Consider the following 18,413-nt stretch of genomic DNA (forward strand, 5'->3'; position numbering starts at 1 on the left):
TTTTCCTTATTCTTCGAGGGGGCCGCGGCCCGTTTCGCGCGCTGCGAATACTGCGGCGCCGGTGATCAGCAGGGCCCCCGCCACGTACAGCGAGACGGCCATGGTGCTGTTGTACGAGCGGTACAGGCTGGCGATAACGAGCGGTGCAAAGCCGCCGCCGATGACGCCGGCCAGGGTATAGGCCAGCGAGGAACCCGCATAGCGCACCTTGGTGGGGAATTGCTCGATAACGAAAGCCGCTTGCGGGCCGTACATGATGGCGTGGATGACCAGGCCTACGACAACGGCCGTGACGATGGCGGCCGGACTGGCCGTGTCGAGCAGGGTGAAGAAGGCAAACGCCCACACGAGGCCCAGCACGGCGCCCAGCGCATATACGGGTCGGCGGCCGATCTTGTCCGACAGCGCGCCAAACACGGGCACCGACAGCGCATTGCAGGCCGTGCCGATCATGATGGCGGTCAGCGCCAGTGTCGACGACAGGTGCAGCACCGTCGTCACGTACGTCAGGGTGAACACCACCACCAGCGCATACAGCACGTCCGATCCGATGCGCACGCCGCCGGCGATCAGCAAACGGCGCCAGTAGAGGCGCAGCACGTCGCCGATCGGCGCTTCCGCCTTCGCATCCTTCTGGTCAAGTTCCTTGAACAGCGGCGTTTCTTCGATGCCGCTGCGTATCCACATGCCGAAGGCCACCAGCAGCAGGCTGGCGATGAACGGCATACGCCAACCCCAGTCCATGAACGCTTCATGCGGCAGCAGATAGGTGATCAGGCCGATGCAGCCCGTCGCCAGCAAGGTGCCGAACGACGGCCCCACCTGCGTCCACGAAGCGTTGCGGCCCCGCTTGTCCGCTGCCCCGTGTTCGACGGAAATCAGCACGGCGCCCGCCCATTCTCCGCCCAGCGCGATGCCCTGCACGAAGCGCAGCGCCACCAGCAGGACCGGGCTCCAGATGCCGGCCGTCGCATACGTGGGCAAGAGGCCCATCAAGCCCGTCGTCACGCCCATCAACATCAGGGTCACGACCAGCACCCAGCGGCGTCCCAGCTTGTCGCCCAGGTGGCCGAAGATCACGCCGCCGATCGGGCGCGAGATATAGCCGACGGCATACGTGGAAAAGGCCAGGATGGTGCCCGTCAGCGGATCGAAAGAAGGGAAAAACAGATGGTTGAAGATCAGCGCGGCCATGGTGTTGTAGACGGTGAAGTCATACCATTCCAGGGTCGTGCCGACCATGCTGGCCGTGGCCAGGCGTCCCGTTTTTGGCTTGTCGCCCGGTGCCTGGGCCGCCGGATGCGCAGCGTTTGCCGTTGTATATGTGGTCATTGCCTACCTCTCTCGTCAGTTTTATTGCAGGTCCGGCGCAGGATGCTTTGCCCTGCGCCGTGGCCCGTGTCTCGTGTTATCAGTGCCGGCAAGATACGCGCGGCCGTGTCAGGCCGCGCGCAGGTCGGCCTCGCGCAACTGCCAGGACAGTTGCAGGATGGCCGTCTGTTCGCCGTCGAGGCCCAGCGCCGCGCTGGCGGCATTGGCGGCGGCCATGGCGGCGCTTTCCGACGATGCGTCGATCAGGAAGATCGGGTCGAGCACGCGGCCCTCCTTCTGCTCCGCCGGCAGGGGGCCGGACAGCTTGGCGTCGGGCGTCAGCAAGCGAGTGGCAATCACGCCATCGATCTGCAGCAATGTCGCCCCCAGCGCGGCCATGGCGGCCACGGCTTGCGCATCCTGACCGATCGCCGACGCGCCCAGGCGCAACACGGCCAGCCAGGCGCCCGTACCCATGCCCGTTTCCGCCTCGATGGCGCAGACGCGGCGCATCGGGTCCACCATGCGCTGCAGATTCGTCACCGACCATGGCGTCTGCTGGCCGAAAGCCTTGAAGTAGTCGGGCGTCTGGAAGGCGCCCAGCGAATCGGTGCGGTACAGGCCCAGGTATTTGCGGGGACCGCGCACGCTCTGGTAGCGCGTGCCGCTGACAAAACCGGGAATGCGCACGCGCTCTTCCACGTGTTCGCGGTCATACCAGCGGTTGAAATCGCGTTCGTGTTCCGGGTCGGCGCTGGTCCAGACAAACAGGATGCCGGGCAAGGTGGGGGAGGTCGTCATGATGGTTCCGTTCTGCGTGATGGGTGGTATGCCAGCCCAGAATAGGTGGCACGCCATCACTTGGCAAACGGGTTATTCTGAACGCGACTGATAAGTTTTTCTTATGGGTCGCGGTGACAACAGCAATTTAATTCTCACATCCGCGCACCGGCGCCATACTCTTCGCCCAGCCCCAGGGTGAACCTGGCCGCCTCCTCGCATGCCAGCATGGCCACCAATTGAATCGCTTCCGTGGTGAGGTCTTCGCTGTAACTGATGACGATGCGCTGCGGCGCCAGGCTGCTGGTACAGGGAATCAGGGCGATGTGGCCCTGCTCGATTTCCTCGCGCAGGGGCGCCAGCGGCAGCACGGCGATGCCGAAACCCGCTTTGACCAGCCGCACGATGGCGGAAATCGAGCTGACGCAATGCACGCGCCCCAGCTGCACGCCCTCGTCCTGGCACAGCGCCTTCAAGGCGGAATGGGGCTGCGAGCCCCGGTTCATGGTGATGATCGGATGCTGCGCCAGTTGCGCCACCGTGAATGGCTTGTCCGTGTCGGGCCAGTCGGCAGCCCGGCCCGCCCAGCCCATGGCGATGGCGCCGCTGCCCGTGCTGCGGAGATGGTCGCCCGTCAGCATGTCCGTCTGCAGCGCGATATCGAGCTCGCCCTGCTGCAGCTGTTCGTGCAGGCGGCGCGTCGATTCCGACGTCAATTGAATCTCGATGCCCGGATAGCGCTCCTGCACCCGCTGCAGGAACGGAATCAGCCAGGTATGCACGATGGTTTCGATGACGCCGATGCGCACTTCGCCCGTGATGTGCGCGGGCGAGGAATTGGCCGCATACATGTCGCGGCACAGTTCCAGCATGCGCTCGGCGTACACGAGCAGGTTGCGCCCGGCGAAGGTCAGGCGGATTTCACGCGCGTCGCGGTCGAACAGACGCGTGCCGAAATCCTGCTCCAGCGAGGCGATGCGGTTCGAGATGGCCGCCTGCGTGATGTGCAGCTTGTCGGCCGCCGTGCGGAAGCTGCCCAGCCGCGCGGCCCAGACAAACGCTTCGAGAAAACGGGTATTCAATGGGGCTCTTCTTCACAGTTTGAATGTCCGCCCCATTGTAAGCCAAAGTCAGCGACCTTATTTCTGCGCCAGGAAGTCCAGCAGGGTCAGGGCGACGATCTTGCTGGCCTTGCGCAAATCGTCGAGCGCCAGGCGCTCATCGGCCTTCTTCGCATTCGATTCGGGCACCGTGCGCGGACCGGCGCCATACAGCACGGCGGGGATGCCCCGCTCGCCATACAGACGCGCATCTGCATACAGGGGCGTGCCGACGGCGGGAATCGTTTCGCCGAGGATGGCTTGCGCATTCTTTTGCAGGCTGCCCACCAGCTGTTCGGAACCGGGCAAGGGGCGCAGCGCGTGCGAGAGCAGCAGGCGGCGAATTTCGAGGCGGATGCCGGGCTCGCCCCGTACGGCGTCCTCGATCAGCGCGCGCACCTGCGCTTCCACCGCCACAGGGTCTTCTTCCGGAATCATGCGGCGGTCCATCTTCATGACCACCTTGCCCGGCACCACATTGGTATTCGTGCCGCCGTCGATGCGCCCCACCAGCATGGTGGGCGAATCGATGCCCGCCACTGCGGATTTGATTTTTTTCAGCTCCGGCAACTGGCCGTAGATAGCGTTGAGGATCTTGTTGGCCGCCTGCAGCGCGTCGTGTCCCGTCTCCGGCATGGAGCCGTGGCCCGACTTGCCGTGCACGGTGATTTCCAGCTGCAGGCAGGCGTTATGGGCCGTGACGATGCCGTAGCTGAAACCGGCGGCGATGACGAAATCGGGCTTCGTCAGCTGCTGCTCCAGCAGCCAGCCCGGCCCCAGCAAGCCGCCGAATTCCTCGTCGTACGTGAAGTGCAGCTCAAGCTGGCCCTTCAAGGGAATGCCCAGCGCCTCGAGCGCGCGCGCGGCAAACACATAGGTGGCGAAATCGCCCTTCGAGACGGCCGTCGCGCGGCCGTAGATATAGCCGTCGTCGATCTGGCCGCCATACGGCGGGTACGTCCAGTTGTCGCCAGGCGGCACCACGTCGCCATGCGCATTCAGGGCCACCGTCGGCCCGCCCGCGGCATACGGCCGGCGCACGATCAGGTTGGTGATGCTTTGCATGCCGTACGCTTCCACCTGCGCCGCTGGCACCGCGTGCTTTTCCGCCTGCCAGCCATACGCCTGCAGCAGCTGCGCCACCAGGTCCGCATGGGGCGCGTTATTGCCGGGCGGCGTATCCGTCGGCTGCTGCACCACCTTTTGCAAAAAGGCGACTTCCTCGTCAAAATGGCTGTCGATCCAGGCCGTAATCTGTTCTGCGTGCGTTGTCATTTTGCTCCTTGCATGGTCTGTTGCAGCCAGGCGCCCAGCTCACTGCGCTCGGCGTCCGTCATATTGGTCAGGTTCCCGATCGGCATGGCCTTCAGTTCGATGGCCTGCTTGTAGATCTGCGCCGCGTGCTGGCGGATTTCGACTTCATTATCCAGCATCATGCCGGCCGGCGCCGTGGCAAAGCCCGGTTGCGTGGGCTGGGCCGAATGGCAGGTGGCGCAGCGCTGGGCGATGATGGCATGCACGGCCTTGAACTGCGCGGCAGGGTCCACCGCCGGCGCGGCCGCCACGGCCACGGGCGCCTTGGGCGCGATGGCCACGGCCACGGCCACCAGCAAGGCCACGCCGAGGGCTGGATAGCGCCACTCGACGCGGCCCTTGTGACGCAGGTTGAAGAAGTGGCGGATGAAAACGCCGGCCGCCATGATCAGCGCCAGCACCAGCCAGGCGTGATCGTTGCGGTAGGTCATCGCGTAGTGGTTGCTGATCATGATGAACAGCACCGGCAACGTAAAATAATTGTTATGCACGCTGCGCTGCTTGGCTTTCAGGCCGTGTTTGGGGTCGGGCAGCTTGCCGGCGGCCATGGCTTCGACCATCTTGCGCTGGCCGGGAATGATCAACATCAGCACATTGGCCACCATGATGGTGCCGATCATGGCGCCCACGTGGATGTAGGCGGCGCGCCCGCTGAGCAAGTGCGTGAGCACATATGCGGCGCCGACGATCAGCGCGAACACCGTCACGCCGAACCACAGCTCGTATTGCGCCAGCTTTGATCGGCACAGCAGGTCGTACACGGCCCAGCCGATGACGAGGGTGGCGATGCCGATGCCGATCGCCTGGCCGCTGCTGATGTCGGCCACAGATTTGTCGATCATCATGGCCTGGGCATTGAAGTAGTAGGCAATCGTCAGCAGCGCAAAGCCGGACAGCCAGGTCGAATACGCTTCCCACTTGAACCAGTGCAGTTCCTTCGGCAGTTCCGCGGGCGCCACCAGGTATTTTTGGGGGTTATAGAAGCCGCCGCCGTGCACGGCCCACAATTCTCCCGACACGCCTTTCTTTGCCAGCTCCGAGCCAGGCGCGGGCGGGCGGATCGAGTTGTCGAGCCAGACAAAATAAAAGGAAGCACCGATCCAGGCTATGCCCGTGATGACGTGCAGCCAGCGGACGATCAGGTTCAGCCACTCCAGGCCGTACGGAATCAGGTAGGCAAATACTTCCATAAATTTCCTCTAGTCAGACCGAACCAATATTCGTGCCAATCTACACAAGATTAAACGGATTTACCGCCCATCACATGAAAAATATCGTATATTTGACATATTCAAATCGATATACAACAGAGCCGCCGCCACATGTCCAGCCTGCCGCAACACCTCGACCTGCACTTGATCCGCATCCTCTACCTGCTGCTGGTGGAAAAGAATGTCTCGCGCGTGGCGCTGAAACTCAATCAGCCGCAACCTTCGATTTCCGCCTCCCTGCGCAAGCTGCGCGAACTGACGGGCGACCCGCTGCTCGTGCGCGGCGCGCGCGGCATGGTGCCGACCCAGCATGGCGAAAGCCTGCTCAATCCGGCCAAGCGCATCCTCGACCAGACGGAAAGCCTGTTCGTCAAGAAGACGCCGTTCGTGGCGCAGGAAGAGGCGCGCACCTTTCATATCGCCGCGCCCGACTACCTGGATAGCCAGTTCCTGCCCAACGTGGTGGCCCTGCTGCGCCGCGGTTCGCCAAAAAGCCGCGTCGTGCTGCACAGCCTCGGGCCGGGCATCGACCATATCCGCCAACTGTCCGACGGGGGCCTGGATCTGGTGATCGCCAACTGGGATGAGCCGCCCGCGCATCTGCACATCTCGAAGCTGTTCGAAGATCCCATCATCTGCGCCATGCATGCGGAAAACGCCTATGCGCGGCGCACGGCCAGCGACGCCATGACCCTCGACGATTATCTGAGCCTGCCCCACGTGGCACCGTCGCAGATGATGCCCGGCTACCACGGCGTGATCGATTCCTTCCTCGAACGGCAAAACCTGCAGCGCAACGTGGTGGTGGAATCGGCGTATTTTGGCCTGATCCCCTACATGCTGACGCAGACGGACCTGGTGCTCACCACGGGCCGGCAATTCATGCGCTTCTATGAAAAGACGCTGCCGCTGAAAACGTATACCGTGCCCCTGAAATTCCCGCCCATGCGCTTTTACCAGCTTTGGCACCAGCGCGTGCACCAGGCACCCGAGCACAAATGGCTGCGCGACCAGGTCAGTGCGGCCGCCAAGGCGCTGGTGCAGCGATAGCCGCTATCAGCACGCGCATATAATGGAGACAGGAACGGGGCGCTATCATCACCGCTTGCATGATCGGAAAACCATGACCACCCTTTCAGACCTGAACGCCGGCAGCACGGCAGACTTTATCGCACGGCTGCACGGCATCTATGAACATTCGCCCTGGATCGCCCAGCGCGCGGCGCCCGCCCGGCCATTTGCCAGCCTGACGGCACTCAAGACAGAGCTGCAGCGCGTGCTGGCGCAAGCTTCGCCGGAAGAGCAGCTGGGGCTGATACGCGCCCACCCTGAGCTGGCAGGCAAGGCCGCCATCGCAGGGCAATTGACGGCGGAATCGACGCGCGAGCAGGCCAAGTCCGGCCTGAACCTGTGCAGCGCCGACGAATTCGCCACCCTGCAGCGCCTGAACGACGACTACAACGCCAAGTTCGGCTTTCCCTTCATCCTGGCCGTCAAGGGCCCGACGGGCGAAGGCTTGACGCGCCAGGACATCATCGCCACGTTTGCGCGGCGCCTGAAGAACCGGCGCGCCGATGAACTGGCCGAATCGTTGCGGCAGATCAAGCGCATCGCCGAGCTGCGCCTGAACGACCTGTTCGACGTGCGCCTGGACTTCGGTCCGGCCATCATGCAGCAGGCAGAAACCCTGGCCGGCTGGAGCGACAGCGACTACAACCTGACCTGCGCCTACCTGACGCCGGCGCACCAGAAAACGGCAGCACAGCTGGCCGACTGGATGCGGGACGCGGGCATGCATGTGCACATCGACGCCGTCGGCAACGTGGTCGGGCGCTATCTGTCTGATGCGCCTGACGCAAAAACCCTGATGACGGGATCGCATTACGACACGGTGCGCAACGGCGGCAAGTACGATGGCCGCTTGGGCATCGTGCTGCCGATCGCCATCGTGCGCCACCTGCACGAACAGGGCGAAAAGCTGCCGTTTCACTTCGAGATTGTCGGCTTCGCCGAGGAGGAAGGCGTGCGCTTCAAGAGCACGTTTTTGGGCAGCACGGCCGTCACGGGCAAGTTCGACGTATCGCTGCTGGAACAACTGGATGCGGATGGCGTGAGCATGCGCGACGCGCTGGCCGCCGCCGGCCACGAGGTAAGCGCCATCGGCGCCAGCGCGCGCGATCCAGCCGACTTGCTCGGCTATGTGGAAGTGCATATCGAGCAGGGTCCCGTGCTGCTGGAGCGAGACCTGCCGCTGGGGATCGTCACGGCGATCGCCGGCAGCTCGCGCTACCTGCTCAATCTTGGCGGCGTGGCCAGCCACGCAGGCACCACGCCCATGACCATGCGCAAGGATGCAGCCAGTGCAGCGGCCGAAATCATCCTGCTGGTGGAACGGCGCTGCAACCAGGGCGAAGCGCTGGTGGGCACCGTGGGGCAGCTGCACGTGCCGAACGGCTCCGTCAACGTGATCGCCGGCGCCTGCACCCTGTCGCTCGACATCCGCGCGGCCGTTGATGCCGTGCGCCAGGCAGCCGTCGACGATATTCTCGATGGCATCGCCGCCATCTGTGCGCGGCGCCAGATAGACTACCAGCTGGAACTGCTGCTGTCGGCGCGTGCCGCGCCGTGCGCGCCATGGCTGATGGCGCAGCTGGCGCAAGCCGTGGAATCGGTTGGCGTCGAACCATACGCGCTGCCGTCGGGCGCAGGCCACGACGCCATGGCCATGGCTGCCATCACCGACGTGGCCATGCTGTTTACCCGTTGCGGTAATGGCGGCATCAGCCACAACCCGCTGGAAACCATGACGGCAGACGACGCCGACATCGCGGCGCGCGCGCTGCTGGCGTTTTTGCGCAGCTTCCAGCCCAAGCCGTAAGACTACACGGCCACGGCCCGCTCCAGCATCGCGTGCAGCAGCACGTTGCAGCCCGCTTCCAGGTGCTCGGGCTTGGCGTCTTCGATTTCATTGTGGCTGATGCCGTCCTTGCACGGCACGAAGATCATGCCGGCTGGCGCCAGCCGGGCCGCATAGATGGCATCGTGGCCGGCGCCGGAGACCACGTCCATCACCGTGTAGCCCAGCTTTTCAGTGGCGTTGCGCACGGCGCCCACGCAGTCGGGATGGAACGGGCATGGCGGGTAATAGGAGACTCTTTCCAGTGAAATGCCCAGCCCTGTCTTCTCGCGCGTGGCATCGATGAAGGCCGTGATTTCGCCATGCATGGTGTTGAGCAGTTCGTCGTTCACGTTACGCAGGTCGATGCTGAATTTGACTTCGCCGGGGATCACGTTGCGGCTGTTCGGGAAGACCTGCACCATGCCCACCGTGCCGCGCCCATACGGCGGGTAGCGGTTGGCAATGACGACGACTTCCTGCATGATGGTGGTGGCTACCTGCAGCGCATCCTTGCGCAAGCCCATGGGCGTGGGGCCCGCATGCGCTTCCATGCCCGTCACCACGCAGTCGTACCATGACAGGCCCATCACGGCAGGCACCACACCTATCACCTTATCGGCGTCTTCCAGCACCGGCCCCTGCTCTATGTGCGTTTCAAAGTAGGCGCCGATCGGGTGGTCGCCCGGCACCTGGTCGCCACGATAACCGATGCGTGCCAGTTCCTCGCCCACGGTTTTGCCTTCCGTATCCTTGGCCGCATACGCGGTTTCGAGCGAAAAGGCGCCGCAAAATACGCCCGAGCCCATCATCACGGGCACGAAGCGCGAGCCTTCCTCGTTGGTCCAGAAGGCCACTTCGATAGGGGCCTGCGTCTTGATTTTCAGATCGTTCAGGGTGCGCACCACTTCCAGGCCCGCCAGCACGCCGTAATTGCCATCGAACTTGCCGCCCGTGGGCTGGGTGTCGATATGGCTGCCCGTCATTACGGGCGGCAAGCTATTGTCCGTGCCGTCGCGGCGCATGAAGACATTGCCGATCTGGTCGATGGTGATGCTCATGCCCGCTTCACGGCCCCATCCCACCACCAGGTCGCGCCCCTGCTTGTCCAGGTCCGTCAGGGCCAGGCGCTTGACGCCACCCTTCGCTGTCGCGCCGATTTGCGCCAGTTCCATCAGGGCCACCCACAGCCGTTCGCCATTGATACGCAATGCATCCATCGTCAACTCCTTATGCGGTGGTGGCGGAAAACGCGGGCCGCTCAACATAGCGCCCTGCCCCTTCCGCCGCCATCAGTTCACCCTGGTGGAAGACCACCTTGCCGGCGGCAATCGTGGTGCGGGGAATGCCGCGCACGGCGCGCCCTTCGAAGACATTGAAGCCTCCCTTGGCGAACTGCGTGGCGGCGGAAATGGTGCGCGTGCCCTGCGGGTCCCACAGCACGATGTCGGCGTCGCTGCCAACGGCGATGACGCCCTTGCGCGGATACATATTGAAGATCTGCGCCGCATTGGTCGACGACACCTTGACGAACTCGGACGGCGTCAGCATGCCGGAATTGACGCCCGCATCCCACACCACGGCCATGCGTTCCTCGACGCCGCCGCAACCGTTCGGGATGCGCGTGAAGTCGTCCTTGCCCGCCGCCTTCTGCTCGGCGCAAAAGGTGCAGTGGTCCGTGGCCGTCGTGTGCAGGTTACCGCTTTGCAGGCCGTGCCACAGGGCCGCCTGATGGTGTTTGCCGCGGAACGGCGGGCTCATGACGTGGCCCGCGACGAAATCGAAATCGTCGCCCTGGTAGACGCTGTCGTCGATCACCAGGTGGCCCGCCAACGCTTCGCCATACACGCGCTGACCATTCGCGCGCGCCCGCGTGATGGCGTCCAGCGACTCGGCGCACGAGACGTGCACAATGTACACGGGGGTATTCAAGACATTGGCGATGGCGATGGCGCGGTTGGCCGCTTCCGCCTCCACGGCAGGCGGGCGCGACAGCGGGTGCGCCTGCGGCCCGGCAATCCCCTTCTTGAGCAGGGCTTGCTGCAACTGGAAAACCAGTTCGCCGTTTTCCGCATGCACGGTGGGCAGTGCTCCCAGTTCAAGCGAACGGGTAAAACTTTTCACCAGGGTTTCATCGTCGGCCATGATGGCGTTTTTATACGCCATGAAATGCTTGAAGCTGTTCACGCCATGTTCGCGCACCAGCACTCCCATCTCTTCATGTACCTGCTCGCTCCACCAGGTGATCGCCACGTGGAAGGTGTAGTCGCCGGCCGCCTTGGCCGACCACTCGCGCCACTGGTGATACGCCTCGATCAGTGACTGCTTCGGTGCGGGGATGACGAAATCCATGATGGTGGTGGTGCCGCCCGCCAGGCCCGCCGCCGTGCCCGTGAAAAAATCGTCGGACGTCACGGTGCCCATGAAGGGCAGATTCATGTGCGTGTGGGTGTCTATTCCGCCCGGCATCACATACAGGCCGCCCGCATCGATCACCGTGGCGCCGACCGGCACCGGCAGGTTCTCGCCGACGGCGGCAATCGTGTCGCCCTCGATCAGCACATCGGCGCGGAAGGCGCGGTCGGCGTTGACGACAGTACCGCCACGTATCAGTGTAGTCATCTTGTCTCCTTGAGTGATTACGACTGCGGCGCCTGCTGCACTCTCTCCGCCGCCTTGCCCTTCATCATGGCGCCGTAAACGACGGCGGCAATGGCCACGCCCACGAACCAGGCGTAGGTGTAGATGGTTTTAAAACCTTCGGCCACGCCGGGAAACGCCGTGGGGAAGGCCGCGTTCAAAAAGCCCGGGATGTTCGGCAGCACGGCAATGACAAAGGCGATCAACGCCGCCATGTTCCAGCCATTGCCATACGAGTAGACACCGTCGTCGCGGTACAGCTGTTTGACGTCCAGCTGCGTCTTGCGTACAAAGTAGTAGTCGACGATGAGGATGCCGGCGATGGGGCCCAGCAGGGCCGAATAGCCGATCAGCCAGGTGAAGATATAGCCCTGCGTCGATTCGAGCACCTTCCACGGCATCATGACGATGGCGATGAAGGCCGTGATGTAGCCGCCCATCTTGTACGAAATCTGTTTCGGTGCCAGCGAAGAAAAATCGTAGGCGGGGCCAACCAGGTTGGCCGCCAGGTTGACGCTGACCGTGTCGATCAGCAGGATGATCAGGGCGATCAGCACGGCGGCGCCCGTCATGCGGCTGGCCAGGTCGACGGGATCCCAGATGGCCTTGCCGTACATGACGACGGAGCCTGCCGTGACGATCACGGCCAGCATGGCCAGCAATCCCATCGGCACGGGCAGGCCGATCGACTGGCCGATCACCTGGTCGCGCTGCGTCTTGGCGAAGCGAGTGAAGTCGGGAATGTTCAAGGCCAGGGTGGCCCAGAAGCCCACCATGGCCGTCAACGATGGCCAGAAGACGCTCCAGAACTGGCCCGCCTTTTTGCCGCCGGGGATGAATTGCGATGGCTGATCCAGCAGGCTGGCTACGCCGCCGGCCTTGCTGTGCACCCAGTACAGCAGCACGAAGCAGATGAGGATTTTCAAGGGCGCCGTGTAGGTTTCCAGCTTGCGGATCGACTCCATGCCATGCAGGATGTAATAGAACTGGATGGCCCAGAAAGCCAGGAAGCACAGCAACTGGCTGCCATTGATGCCCAGGCCCGCAATCTTCTCGCCGCCCAGCTCATGGCCCGCCAGCACGCCCATCAGGGTGTAGATCATCTGCCCGCCGAACCAGGTCTGGATGCCATACCAGCCGCAGGCGACGACGGCGCGCATCAGGGCCGGAAGACGCGCGCCCATGGTGCCGAACGAGGCGCGCGCCAGCACGGCATACGGGATACCGTACTTGGTACCCGCATGGCCGATCAGCAGCATGGGCAAGAGCACGATGGCGTTGGCGAGAAAAACCGTGAGCACGGCCTGGTAACCGGACATGCCGCTGTCGATCAAGCTGGCCGACAGGGTGTAGGCGGGAATGCACATCACCATGCCGACCCACAGCGCGGCGAAGTGATACCAGCGCCAGGTGCGCTGTGCCGCCGTGGTGGGCGCCAGGTCTTCATTCCAGAGTTGCGTGTTGCCTGAATAGTCGTGGTTCACAGGTATGCTCCATCGGTTGGGAGAGGATCGGTTTTATAGAAACGGCTCGACTTTTAAGTCAACCTAGCTTACCGCAAAGCCCGGCCGCTGTTTACAAATAAAACGCACGCAAAAAACGTGCCCTACGCCGTTTCCGCCAACGCCCGTGGATTCCTGGGATCCTGCGTCCAGTTCATGTATGGCTTGCCCGTGACCTGCGGCACCATCGTGATGCAGCCCTGCACCGGGCAGGTGATTTCGCACAGGTTGCAGCCCACGCATTCCTCCTTGATCACCTCATACGTGCGCGTGCCGGCAGCGTCGATCAGCTGCGCAATCGACTGGTGCGAGGTGTCTTCGCAAGCCACGTAGCACTTGCCGCATTTGATGCAGTCGTCCTGATTGATCTGCGCGATGACCTGGTAATTCATGTCCAGGTATTTCCAGTCCGTCGTATTGGCCACGGCCTTGCCGGAAAAGTCGCTGATGCGCTCATATCCCTTCTCGTCCATCCAGCGCGACAAGCCATCCTTCATCTCTTCGACGATGCGGAAACCATGCAGCATGGCTGCAGTGCACACCTGCACGCAGCCGGCGCCCAGGGCAATGAATTCGGCCGCGTCGCGCCAGTTGCCGATGCCGCCGATGCCGGAAATGGGCAAGCCCCGCGTCTGCGGATCGCGGGCGATTTCCGCCACCATGTTCAGCGCGATGGGTTTCACGGCCGCTCCGCAATAGCCGCCGTGCGTGCTGGCGCCGCCCACGATGGGCAAGGCCACCATGCGGTCCAGGTCCAGCGAGGTAATCGAGTTGATGGTGTTGATCAGCGAGACGGCGTCCGCACCGCCCGCCTTGGCCGCGCGCGCCGGCATGCGCACGTCCGTGATGTTGGGCGTGAGCTTGACGATGACGGGGAGTTCGCTGTGCTTCTTGCACCAGGCGGTGACCATCTGCACGTACTCGGGCACCTGGCCCACGGCCGCGCCCATGCCCCGCTCCGGCATGCCGTGCGGGCAGCCGAAATTGAGCTCGATGCCATCCGCGCCTGTCGCCTCCACCTTGGGCAGGATGTCGGCCCAGTAGTGCTCTTCGCACGGCAGCATCAGGGAGACGATCATGGCGCGGTCGGGCCAATCCTTTTTCACCTGCGTGATTTCGCGCAGGTTGATCTCCAGCGAGCGGTCGGTAATGAGTTCGATGTTATTGAAGCCGACCACTTCGCGGTTCTTGCCGTACAGAGCGGAATAGCGCGACGAGACGTTGACGGCGGCAGGGTCTTCACCGAGCGTTTTCCATACGACGCCCCCCCATCCCGCTTCGAAGGCGCGCACCACGTTGTAGGCCTTGTCGGTCGGCGGCGCGGACGCCAGCCAGAAGGGATTCGGCGCCTTGATGCCGCAAAATTCGATGCTGAGATCAGCCATTATGCAGCCTCCACTTTATTGAATAAATCGGAATGGATGGCCAGTGCGGCCAGCTTGCCATGCTGGACGGCCTGCACCGTCAAGTCCTGCCCCGGCGCCACGCAGTCGCCGCCCGCGTAGATCCCCGGCAGCACCGTGCGAAAGAGCGCATCGACGGCGATCTTGTCGCCGTCTCGCTGCAACAGCGCCGCCATCGGGTCATGCAGCACGTCGGGGTCGAGGCTCTGGCCGATGGCCTTGAAAATGGCGTCAGCCGCCACGTCGAAGGTTTCGCCGGTGCCCGCCAGGCGCGTGCCCTGCATGCGGGTCTTCTCGAAGCGCATGCCGGCCACCTTGCCCTCACTATCGAGCAGCACCTGCTGCGGCTGGGCCCACGTCAGCATGCGCACCTGGTTCGCCTTGGCGATTTCCTGTTCATGATGCGTGGCCGTCATGGCGTCGAAGCCGCGGCGGTAGACGAGAGTGACTTCCTCGGCGCCCAGCCTTTGAATCTGCACGGCCATGTCGATGGCCGTATTGCCGGCGCCAATCACAATCGCGCGTTTCGGCACGGGCAGTGCGGCCAGGTCGTCGGCCTGACGCAGCGCGCTGATGTAATCGACGGCGGCCAGCAAGCCAGGAGCGTCCTCGCCCGTCAAGCCCAGCTTGCGGCTGGCGCCCAGGCCCAGGCCCAGGAAGACGGCGTCGTATTGCGCGTGCAAGTCGCGCAGCTGCAGGTTCTCGCCCAGCACCTGGCGACATCGGATTTCGATGCCGCCGATGTCCAGCAGAAAGTCGATTTCCTTTTGCGCGAAATCGTCCGTCAGCTTGTACTTGGCGATGCCGTATTCATTCAAGCCGCCCGCCTTGCCTTCCTTTTCAAAGATCACCACGTCGTGTCCCAGCATGGCCAGGCGGTGCGCGCACGACAGGCCGCCAGGGCCCGCACCGACGATGGCAATTGTCTTGCCCGTGCTTGCCGCCCGTTTGAACGGGTGCGCCGCGAACTGCATATGATCGACGGCGTAGCGCTGCAAGAGGCCGATCTTGACGGGCTGGCCTTCCGCGTCGTGGTTGCGCACGCAGACGTCTTCGCAGAGGATTTCCGTCGGGCAGACGCGGGCGCAGCTGCCGCCCAGGATGTTCTGTTTCAGGATGCCGGCGGCGGCGCCGTTGATGTTCTTGTCGTGGATATTGCGGATGAAGCTGGCCACGTCGATTTCCGACGGACAGATGCGGCTGCACGGCGCGTCGTAGCAGTACAGGCAACGGGCGCTTTCGATGGCGGCCTGGCGCGCGCTCAAAGGAGGCGCCAGGTCCGTGAAATGGCCCGCCAGTTCCTCGTTGGGCAGGGCGGGATGCGGCAAATAGTTCAGGGACTCGATCATCGCGTTTTCCTTCTTTGATCCTGCGGTGGATTTTCAGTGTGAAACCGTCACTTCATCTGGGGAAAAGCAAATTCCACACCAGCGCTTGCCGTATTCGGCCAGCGCTGCATCACGGCCTTGTGGCGCGTGTAGAAACGCACGCCTTCGGGACCATAGGCGTGGTGGTCGCCGAACATGCTGCGCTTCCAGCCGCCAAAGCTGTTGAAGGCCATCGGCACGGGCAAGGGGATGTTGACGCCCACCATGCCGACCTGGATCTGTCGCACGAATTCGCGCGCCACGCCGCCGTCGCGCGTGTAGATGGCCACGCCGTTGCCATACTCGTTGGCGTTGATCAGCTCCACCGCATGCACCACGTCTGGACAGCGGAGCACGCACAGTACGGGGCCAAAAATCTCTTCCTTGTAGATGCTCATGTCGCGCGTGACGTGGTCAAATAAAGTGCCGCCCACAAAGAAGCCGTTCTCGCGTCCCGCCACCACATGGTTGCGGCCATCGACCACCAAAGTTGCGCCCTGCTCCACGCCCGAGGCGATCAGTTTTTCGATGCGCTGCTTGGCCGCCAGCGACACGACCGGCCCCATTTCCGCACCATCTTCCATGCCGTCGCGCACTTTCAGTGCGGCCGTGCGCGTTGCCAGTGCATCGATCAATTTGTCGCCCGCGTCACCCACGGCCACGACCACGGAAATGGCCATGCAACGCTCGCCCGCCGAACCGTAGGCAGCGCCGATCAAGGCGTCGACCGTCATGTCCATGTCCGCGTCTGGCATCACCACCATGTGGTTCTTCGCGCCGCCCAGCGCTTGCACGCGCTTGCCGCTGGCGCTGCCGCGCGCATAGATGTATTCGGCGATCGGCGTGGAGCCGACAAAGCTGATCGCTTGCACGACAGGATGATCGAGCAAGGCGTCGACCGTCACCTTGTCGCCCTGCACCACGTTGAAGACGCCATCGGGCAAACCCGCTTCTTTCAACAATTTCGCGTGCAGCAGGGATGCCGACGGATCGCGCTCCGACGGTTTCAGGACGAAGGTATTGCCGCAGGCGATGGCGACGGGGAACATCCACATCGGCACCATCACGGGAAAATTGAATGGCGTGATGCCGGCCACCACGCCCAGCGCCTGGCGCATGGACCAGGCGTCGATGCCGCGCGAAATCTGGTCCGTGAATTCGCCCTTTAACAATTGCGGGATGCCGACGGCAAATTCCACCATCTCGATGCCGCGCGCCACCTCACCCTGCGCATCCGCGAAAGTCTTGCCGTGCTCGCGCGTGAGCATGGCGGCAAAGTCGTCCGTGTGCTGCTGGCACAGCTGCAGGTAGCGGAACAGCACGCGCGCACGCGTCAAGGGCGGCGTTGCAGACCAGGAAGGAAAGGCGGCGGCGGCCGCCTGCACGGCCGCATCCACGTCTTCCACGGTGCCCAGCGCCACCCGGGCCACGGGCTCACCCAGGGCAGGGTTGTAGACGTCGCCATAGCGGCCACTATTCGTGTCGATTTTGGCGCCGTTGATGTAGTGGGTGATGGTGTCGAGATTGGTCATGGCGTTCCTTAGTCGAGATTTTTGAGTACCTTGGCCAGCTTGCCAAACAGCTCGTCGACATGCTGTTTTTCCAGCACCAGCGGCGGCGACAGGGCGATGATGTCGCCCGTCGTGCGTATCAGGACGCCGTCGGCGAAGGCCTGCTTGAAGGCGTTGAAGGCGCGCGCACCGGGTTTGCCGGCGATGGGATCGAGTTCGATGCCGGCGATGAGGCCAATGCTGCGCAGGTCGATCACGTACGGCAAACCTTTCAAGGAATGCACGGCGTCGCTCCAATACGCCTGCATGCTTTTAGCGTGGCCCAGGATGTCCTGTTCCTCGAACACTTGCAGGGTCGCCAGCGAGGCGGCGCAAGCCAGCGGGTGACCGGAATACGTGTAACCGTGGAACAGTTCGATGCCGGCCGGCGCATCCATGAAGGCGTCGTGGATGTACTTTTTGCTGAAGACGGCGCCCATCGGCACCATGCCGTTGGTCAGGCCCTTGGCCGTCGTCATCAGGTCAGGCTCGACGTCGAAATAATCAGCCGCGAACGGCGTCGTCATGCGGCCAAAGCCCGTGATGACTTCATCGAAGATGAGCAGGATGCCATGCTTGGTGCACAGCTCGCGCAAGCGTTTCAGATAGCCTTTCGGCGGGATCAGCACGCCCGTGGAGCCGGCCACCGGTTCGACGATGACGGCGGCAATCGTCGAGGCGTCGTGCAGAGCGACGATGCGTTCCAGTTCATCGGCCAGGTGGGTGCCGTATTCGGGCTCGCCCACCGTATAGGCGTTCTTGTCCAGGTTATGCGTGTGCGGCAAATGGTCCACGCCGGGCAACAGCGGGCCAAAGGTCTTGCGGTTGCCGCCGATGCCGCCCACGGAAATGCCGCCGAAGCCCACGCCGTGGTAACCGCGTTCGCGGCCGATCAAGCGCGTACGTGCGCCTTCGCCGCGCGCCCGGTGGTAGGCCAGCGCGATCTTCAAGGCAGTGTCGACGGCTTCGGAACCGGAGTTGGTGTAGAAGACGTGGCCAAATTTATGCCCCGTGTAGTCCATCAGTTTTTCCGCCAGGTCGAAGGCGGCCGGATGGCCCATCTGGAAAGTGGGCGCGAAGTCGAGCTGGCCCACCATGTCGCGGATGGCGCCGACGATTTTCGGCTGCGCATGGCCGCATGGCACGCACCACAGGCCGGCCGTGCCATCGAGGATGCTGTTGCCATCGACGTCCTTGTAATACATGCCTTCGGCTGACACGAGCAAGCGCGGGTTGGCCTTGAAATCACGGTTGTTCGTAAACGGCATCCAGAATGCCGACATCGATTCCGGCCTTGTTTCGTTCATGACCTTCTCCTTGGGATGGGCTGGCGCGGCGC

At 63.4% G+C, this 18,413-nt stretch carries 14 protein-coding genes; 2 read left to right on the forward strand and 12 right to left on the reverse strand.

All coding sequences use genetic code 11. The features are described from left to right. Positions 1–6: 6 nt before the first annotated feature. From VPH40_RS19005 to VPH40_RS19025, 5 genes are all read right to left on the reverse strand, one after another. Entirely contained in the window at positions 7–1,332 is a 1,326-nt protein-coding gene (locus VPH40_RS19005; RefSeq protein ID WP_328574218.1) for an MFS transporter, read from the reverse strand. Between the two features lie 108 nt (positions 1,333–1,440). Further along, a complete protein-coding gene (locus tag VPH40_RS19010) occupies positions 1,441–2,112 on the reverse strand; it encodes a hypothetical protein (RefSeq protein WP_328574219.1) in 672 nt (223 codons plus the stop codon). A gap of 134 nt (positions 2,113–2,246) precedes the next feature. Next, entirely contained in the window at positions 2,247–3,173 is a 927-nt protein-coding gene (locus VPH40_RS19015; protein WP_305063243.1) for a LysR family transcriptional regulator, read from the reverse strand. Positions 3,174–3,230: 57 nt separating this feature from the next. Then, the gene (locus VPH40_RS19020) at positions 3,231–4,466 is read right to left on the reverse strand and encodes a M20/M25/M40 family metallo-hydrolase (protein WP_251349755.1); all 1,236 of its coding nucleotides are present in this window, start codon (positions 4,464–4,466) and stop codon (positions 3,231–3,233) included. Beyond that, the gene (locus tag VPH40_RS19025) at positions 4,463–5,695 is read right to left on the reverse strand and encodes a urate hydroxylase PuuD (protein ID WP_305054292.1); all 1,233 of its coding nucleotides are present in this window, start codon (positions 5,693–5,695) and stop codon (positions 4,463–4,465) included. The genes VPH40_RS19020 and VPH40_RS19025 overlap by 4 nt, the downstream gene beginning before the upstream one ends. Before the next feature lie 132 nt (positions 5,696–5,827). Between VPH40_RS19025 and VPH40_RS19030 the strand changes: the two genes are divergently transcribed. Both VPH40_RS19030 and VPH40_RS19035 read left to right on the forward strand, forming a co-directional pair. Next, positions 5,828–6,766 carry a LysR family transcriptional regulator gene (locus tag VPH40_RS19030; RefSeq protein ID WP_034754583.1) on the forward strand — a complete coding sequence of 313 codons (939 nt, stop codon included), beginning with the start codon at positions 5,828–5,830 and terminating at the stop codon, positions 6,764–6,766. Between the two features lie 73 nt (positions 6,767–6,839). Next, positions 6,840–8,594 (forward strand): allantoate amidohydrolase, encoded by a 1,755-nt coding sequence (locus VPH40_RS19035; RefSeq protein ID WP_328574220.1) that lies wholly within the window; start codon positions 6,840–6,842, stop codon positions 8,592–8,594. Between the two features lie 2 nt (positions 8,595–8,596). On the opposite strand, the gene VPH40_RS19040 is transcribed toward VPH40_RS19035, so the two are convergent. From VPH40_RS19040 to VPH40_RS19070, 7 genes are all read right to left on the reverse strand, one after another. After that, positions 8,597–9,832 (reverse strand): Zn-dependent hydrolase, encoded by a 1,236-nt coding sequence (locus tag VPH40_RS19040; protein WP_328574221.1) that lies wholly within the window; start codon positions 9,830–9,832, stop codon positions 8,597–8,599. 10 nt (positions 9,833–9,842) lie between these two features. Continuing rightward, positions 9,843–11,234 (reverse strand): dihydropyrimidinase, encoded by a 1,392-nt coding sequence (hydA, locus tag VPH40_RS19045; RefSeq protein WP_305054289.1) that lies wholly within the window; start codon positions 11,232–11,234, stop codon positions 9,843–9,845. A gap of 17 nt (positions 11,235–11,251) precedes the next feature. Then, on the reverse strand, positions 11,252–12,736 hold the full coding sequence (locus VPH40_RS19050) for an NCS1 family nucleobase:cation symporter-1 (RefSeq protein WP_305054288.1): 1,485 nt from the start codon (positions 12,734–12,736) through the stop codon (positions 11,252–11,254). 122 nt (positions 12,737–12,858) lie between these two features. Continuing rightward, positions 12,859–14,139 carry an NAD-dependent dihydropyrimidine dehydrogenase subunit PreA gene (gene preA / locus VPH40_RS19055; RefSeq protein ID WP_218965282.1) on the reverse strand — a complete coding sequence of 427 codons (1,281 nt, stop codon included), beginning with the start codon at positions 14,137–14,139 and terminating at the stop codon, positions 12,859–12,861. After that, positions 14,139–15,506 carry an NAD(P)-dependent oxidoreductase gene (locus VPH40_RS19060; RefSeq protein ID WP_328574222.1) on the reverse strand — a complete coding sequence of 456 codons (1,368 nt, stop codon included), beginning with the start codon at positions 15,504–15,506 and terminating at the stop codon, positions 14,139–14,141. The genes preA and VPH40_RS19060 overlap by 1 nt, the downstream gene beginning before the upstream one ends. A 47-nt stretch (positions 15,507–15,553) precedes the next feature. Next, positions 15,554–17,056, reverse strand: coding sequence for a CoA-acylating methylmalonate-semialdehyde dehydrogenase (locus tag VPH40_RS19065; protein ID WP_328574223.1), 1,503 nt, complete (start codon positions 17,054–17,056; stop codon positions 15,554–15,556). Between the two features lie 8 nt (positions 17,057–17,064). Beyond that, positions 17,065–18,381, reverse strand: coding sequence for an aspartate aminotransferase family protein (locus VPH40_RS19070; protein WP_328574224.1), 1,317 nt, complete (start codon positions 18,379–18,381; stop codon positions 17,065–17,067). Positions 18,382–18,413: the final 32 nt, after the last annotated feature.

The organism is Janthinobacterium sp. P210005, assembly GCF_036231865.1.
Lineage (GTDB): Bacteria > Pseudomonadota > Gammaproteobacteria > Burkholderiales > Burkholderiaceae_D > Janthinobacterium > Janthinobacterium kumbetense.

What these genes read in the sequence shown, in the direction of transcription:
- VPH40_RS19005 (WP_328574218.1), bottom strand. Translation starts at nt 1,332, where the DNA reads ATGACCACATATACAACGGCAAACGCTGCGCATCCGGCGGCCCAGGCA.
- VPH40_RS19010 (WP_328574219.1), bottom strand. Translation starts at nt 2,112, where the DNA reads ATGACGACCTCCCCCACCTTGCCCGGCATCCTGTTTGTCTGGACCAGC.
- VPH40_RS19020 (WP_251349755.1), bottom strand. Translation starts at nt 4,466, where the DNA reads ATGACAACGCACGCAGAACAGATTACGGCCTGGATCGACAGCCATTTT.
- VPH40_RS19025 (WP_305054292.1), bottom strand. Translation starts at nt 5,695, where the DNA reads ATGGAAGTATTTGCCTACCTGATTCCGTACGGCCTGGAGTGGCTGAAC.
- VPH40_RS19030 (WP_034754583.1), top strand. Translation starts at nt 5,828, where the DNA reads ATGTCCAGCCTGCCGCAACACCTCGACCTGCACTTGATCCGCATCCTC.
- VPH40_RS19035 (WP_328574220.1), top strand. Translation starts at nt 6,840, where the DNA reads ATGACCACCCTTTCAGACCTGAACGCCGGCAGCACGGCAGACTTTATC.
- VPH40_RS19040 (WP_328574221.1), bottom strand. Translation starts at nt 9,832, where the DNA reads ATGGATGCATTGCGTATCAATGGCGAACGGCTGTGGGTGGCCCTGATG.
- hydA (WP_305054289.1), bottom strand. Translation starts at nt 11,234, where the DNA reads ATGACTACACTGATACGTGGCGGTACTGTCGTCAACGCCGACCGCGCC.
- preA (WP_218965282.1), bottom strand. Translation starts at nt 14,139, where the DNA reads ATGGCTGATCTCAGCATCGAATTTTGCGGCATCAAGGCGCCGAATCCC.
- VPH40_RS19060 (WP_328574222.1), bottom strand. Translation starts at nt 15,506, where the DNA reads ATGATCGAGTCCCTGAACTATTTGCCGCATCCCGCCCTGCCCAACGAG.
- VPH40_RS19065 (WP_328574223.1), bottom strand. Translation starts at nt 17,056, where the DNA reads ATGACCAATCTCGACACCATCACCCACTACATCAACGGCGCCAAAATC.
- VPH40_RS19070 (WP_328574224.1), bottom strand. Translation starts at nt 18,381, where the DNA reads ATGAACGAAACAAGGCCGGAATCGATGTCGGCATTCTGGATGCCGTTT.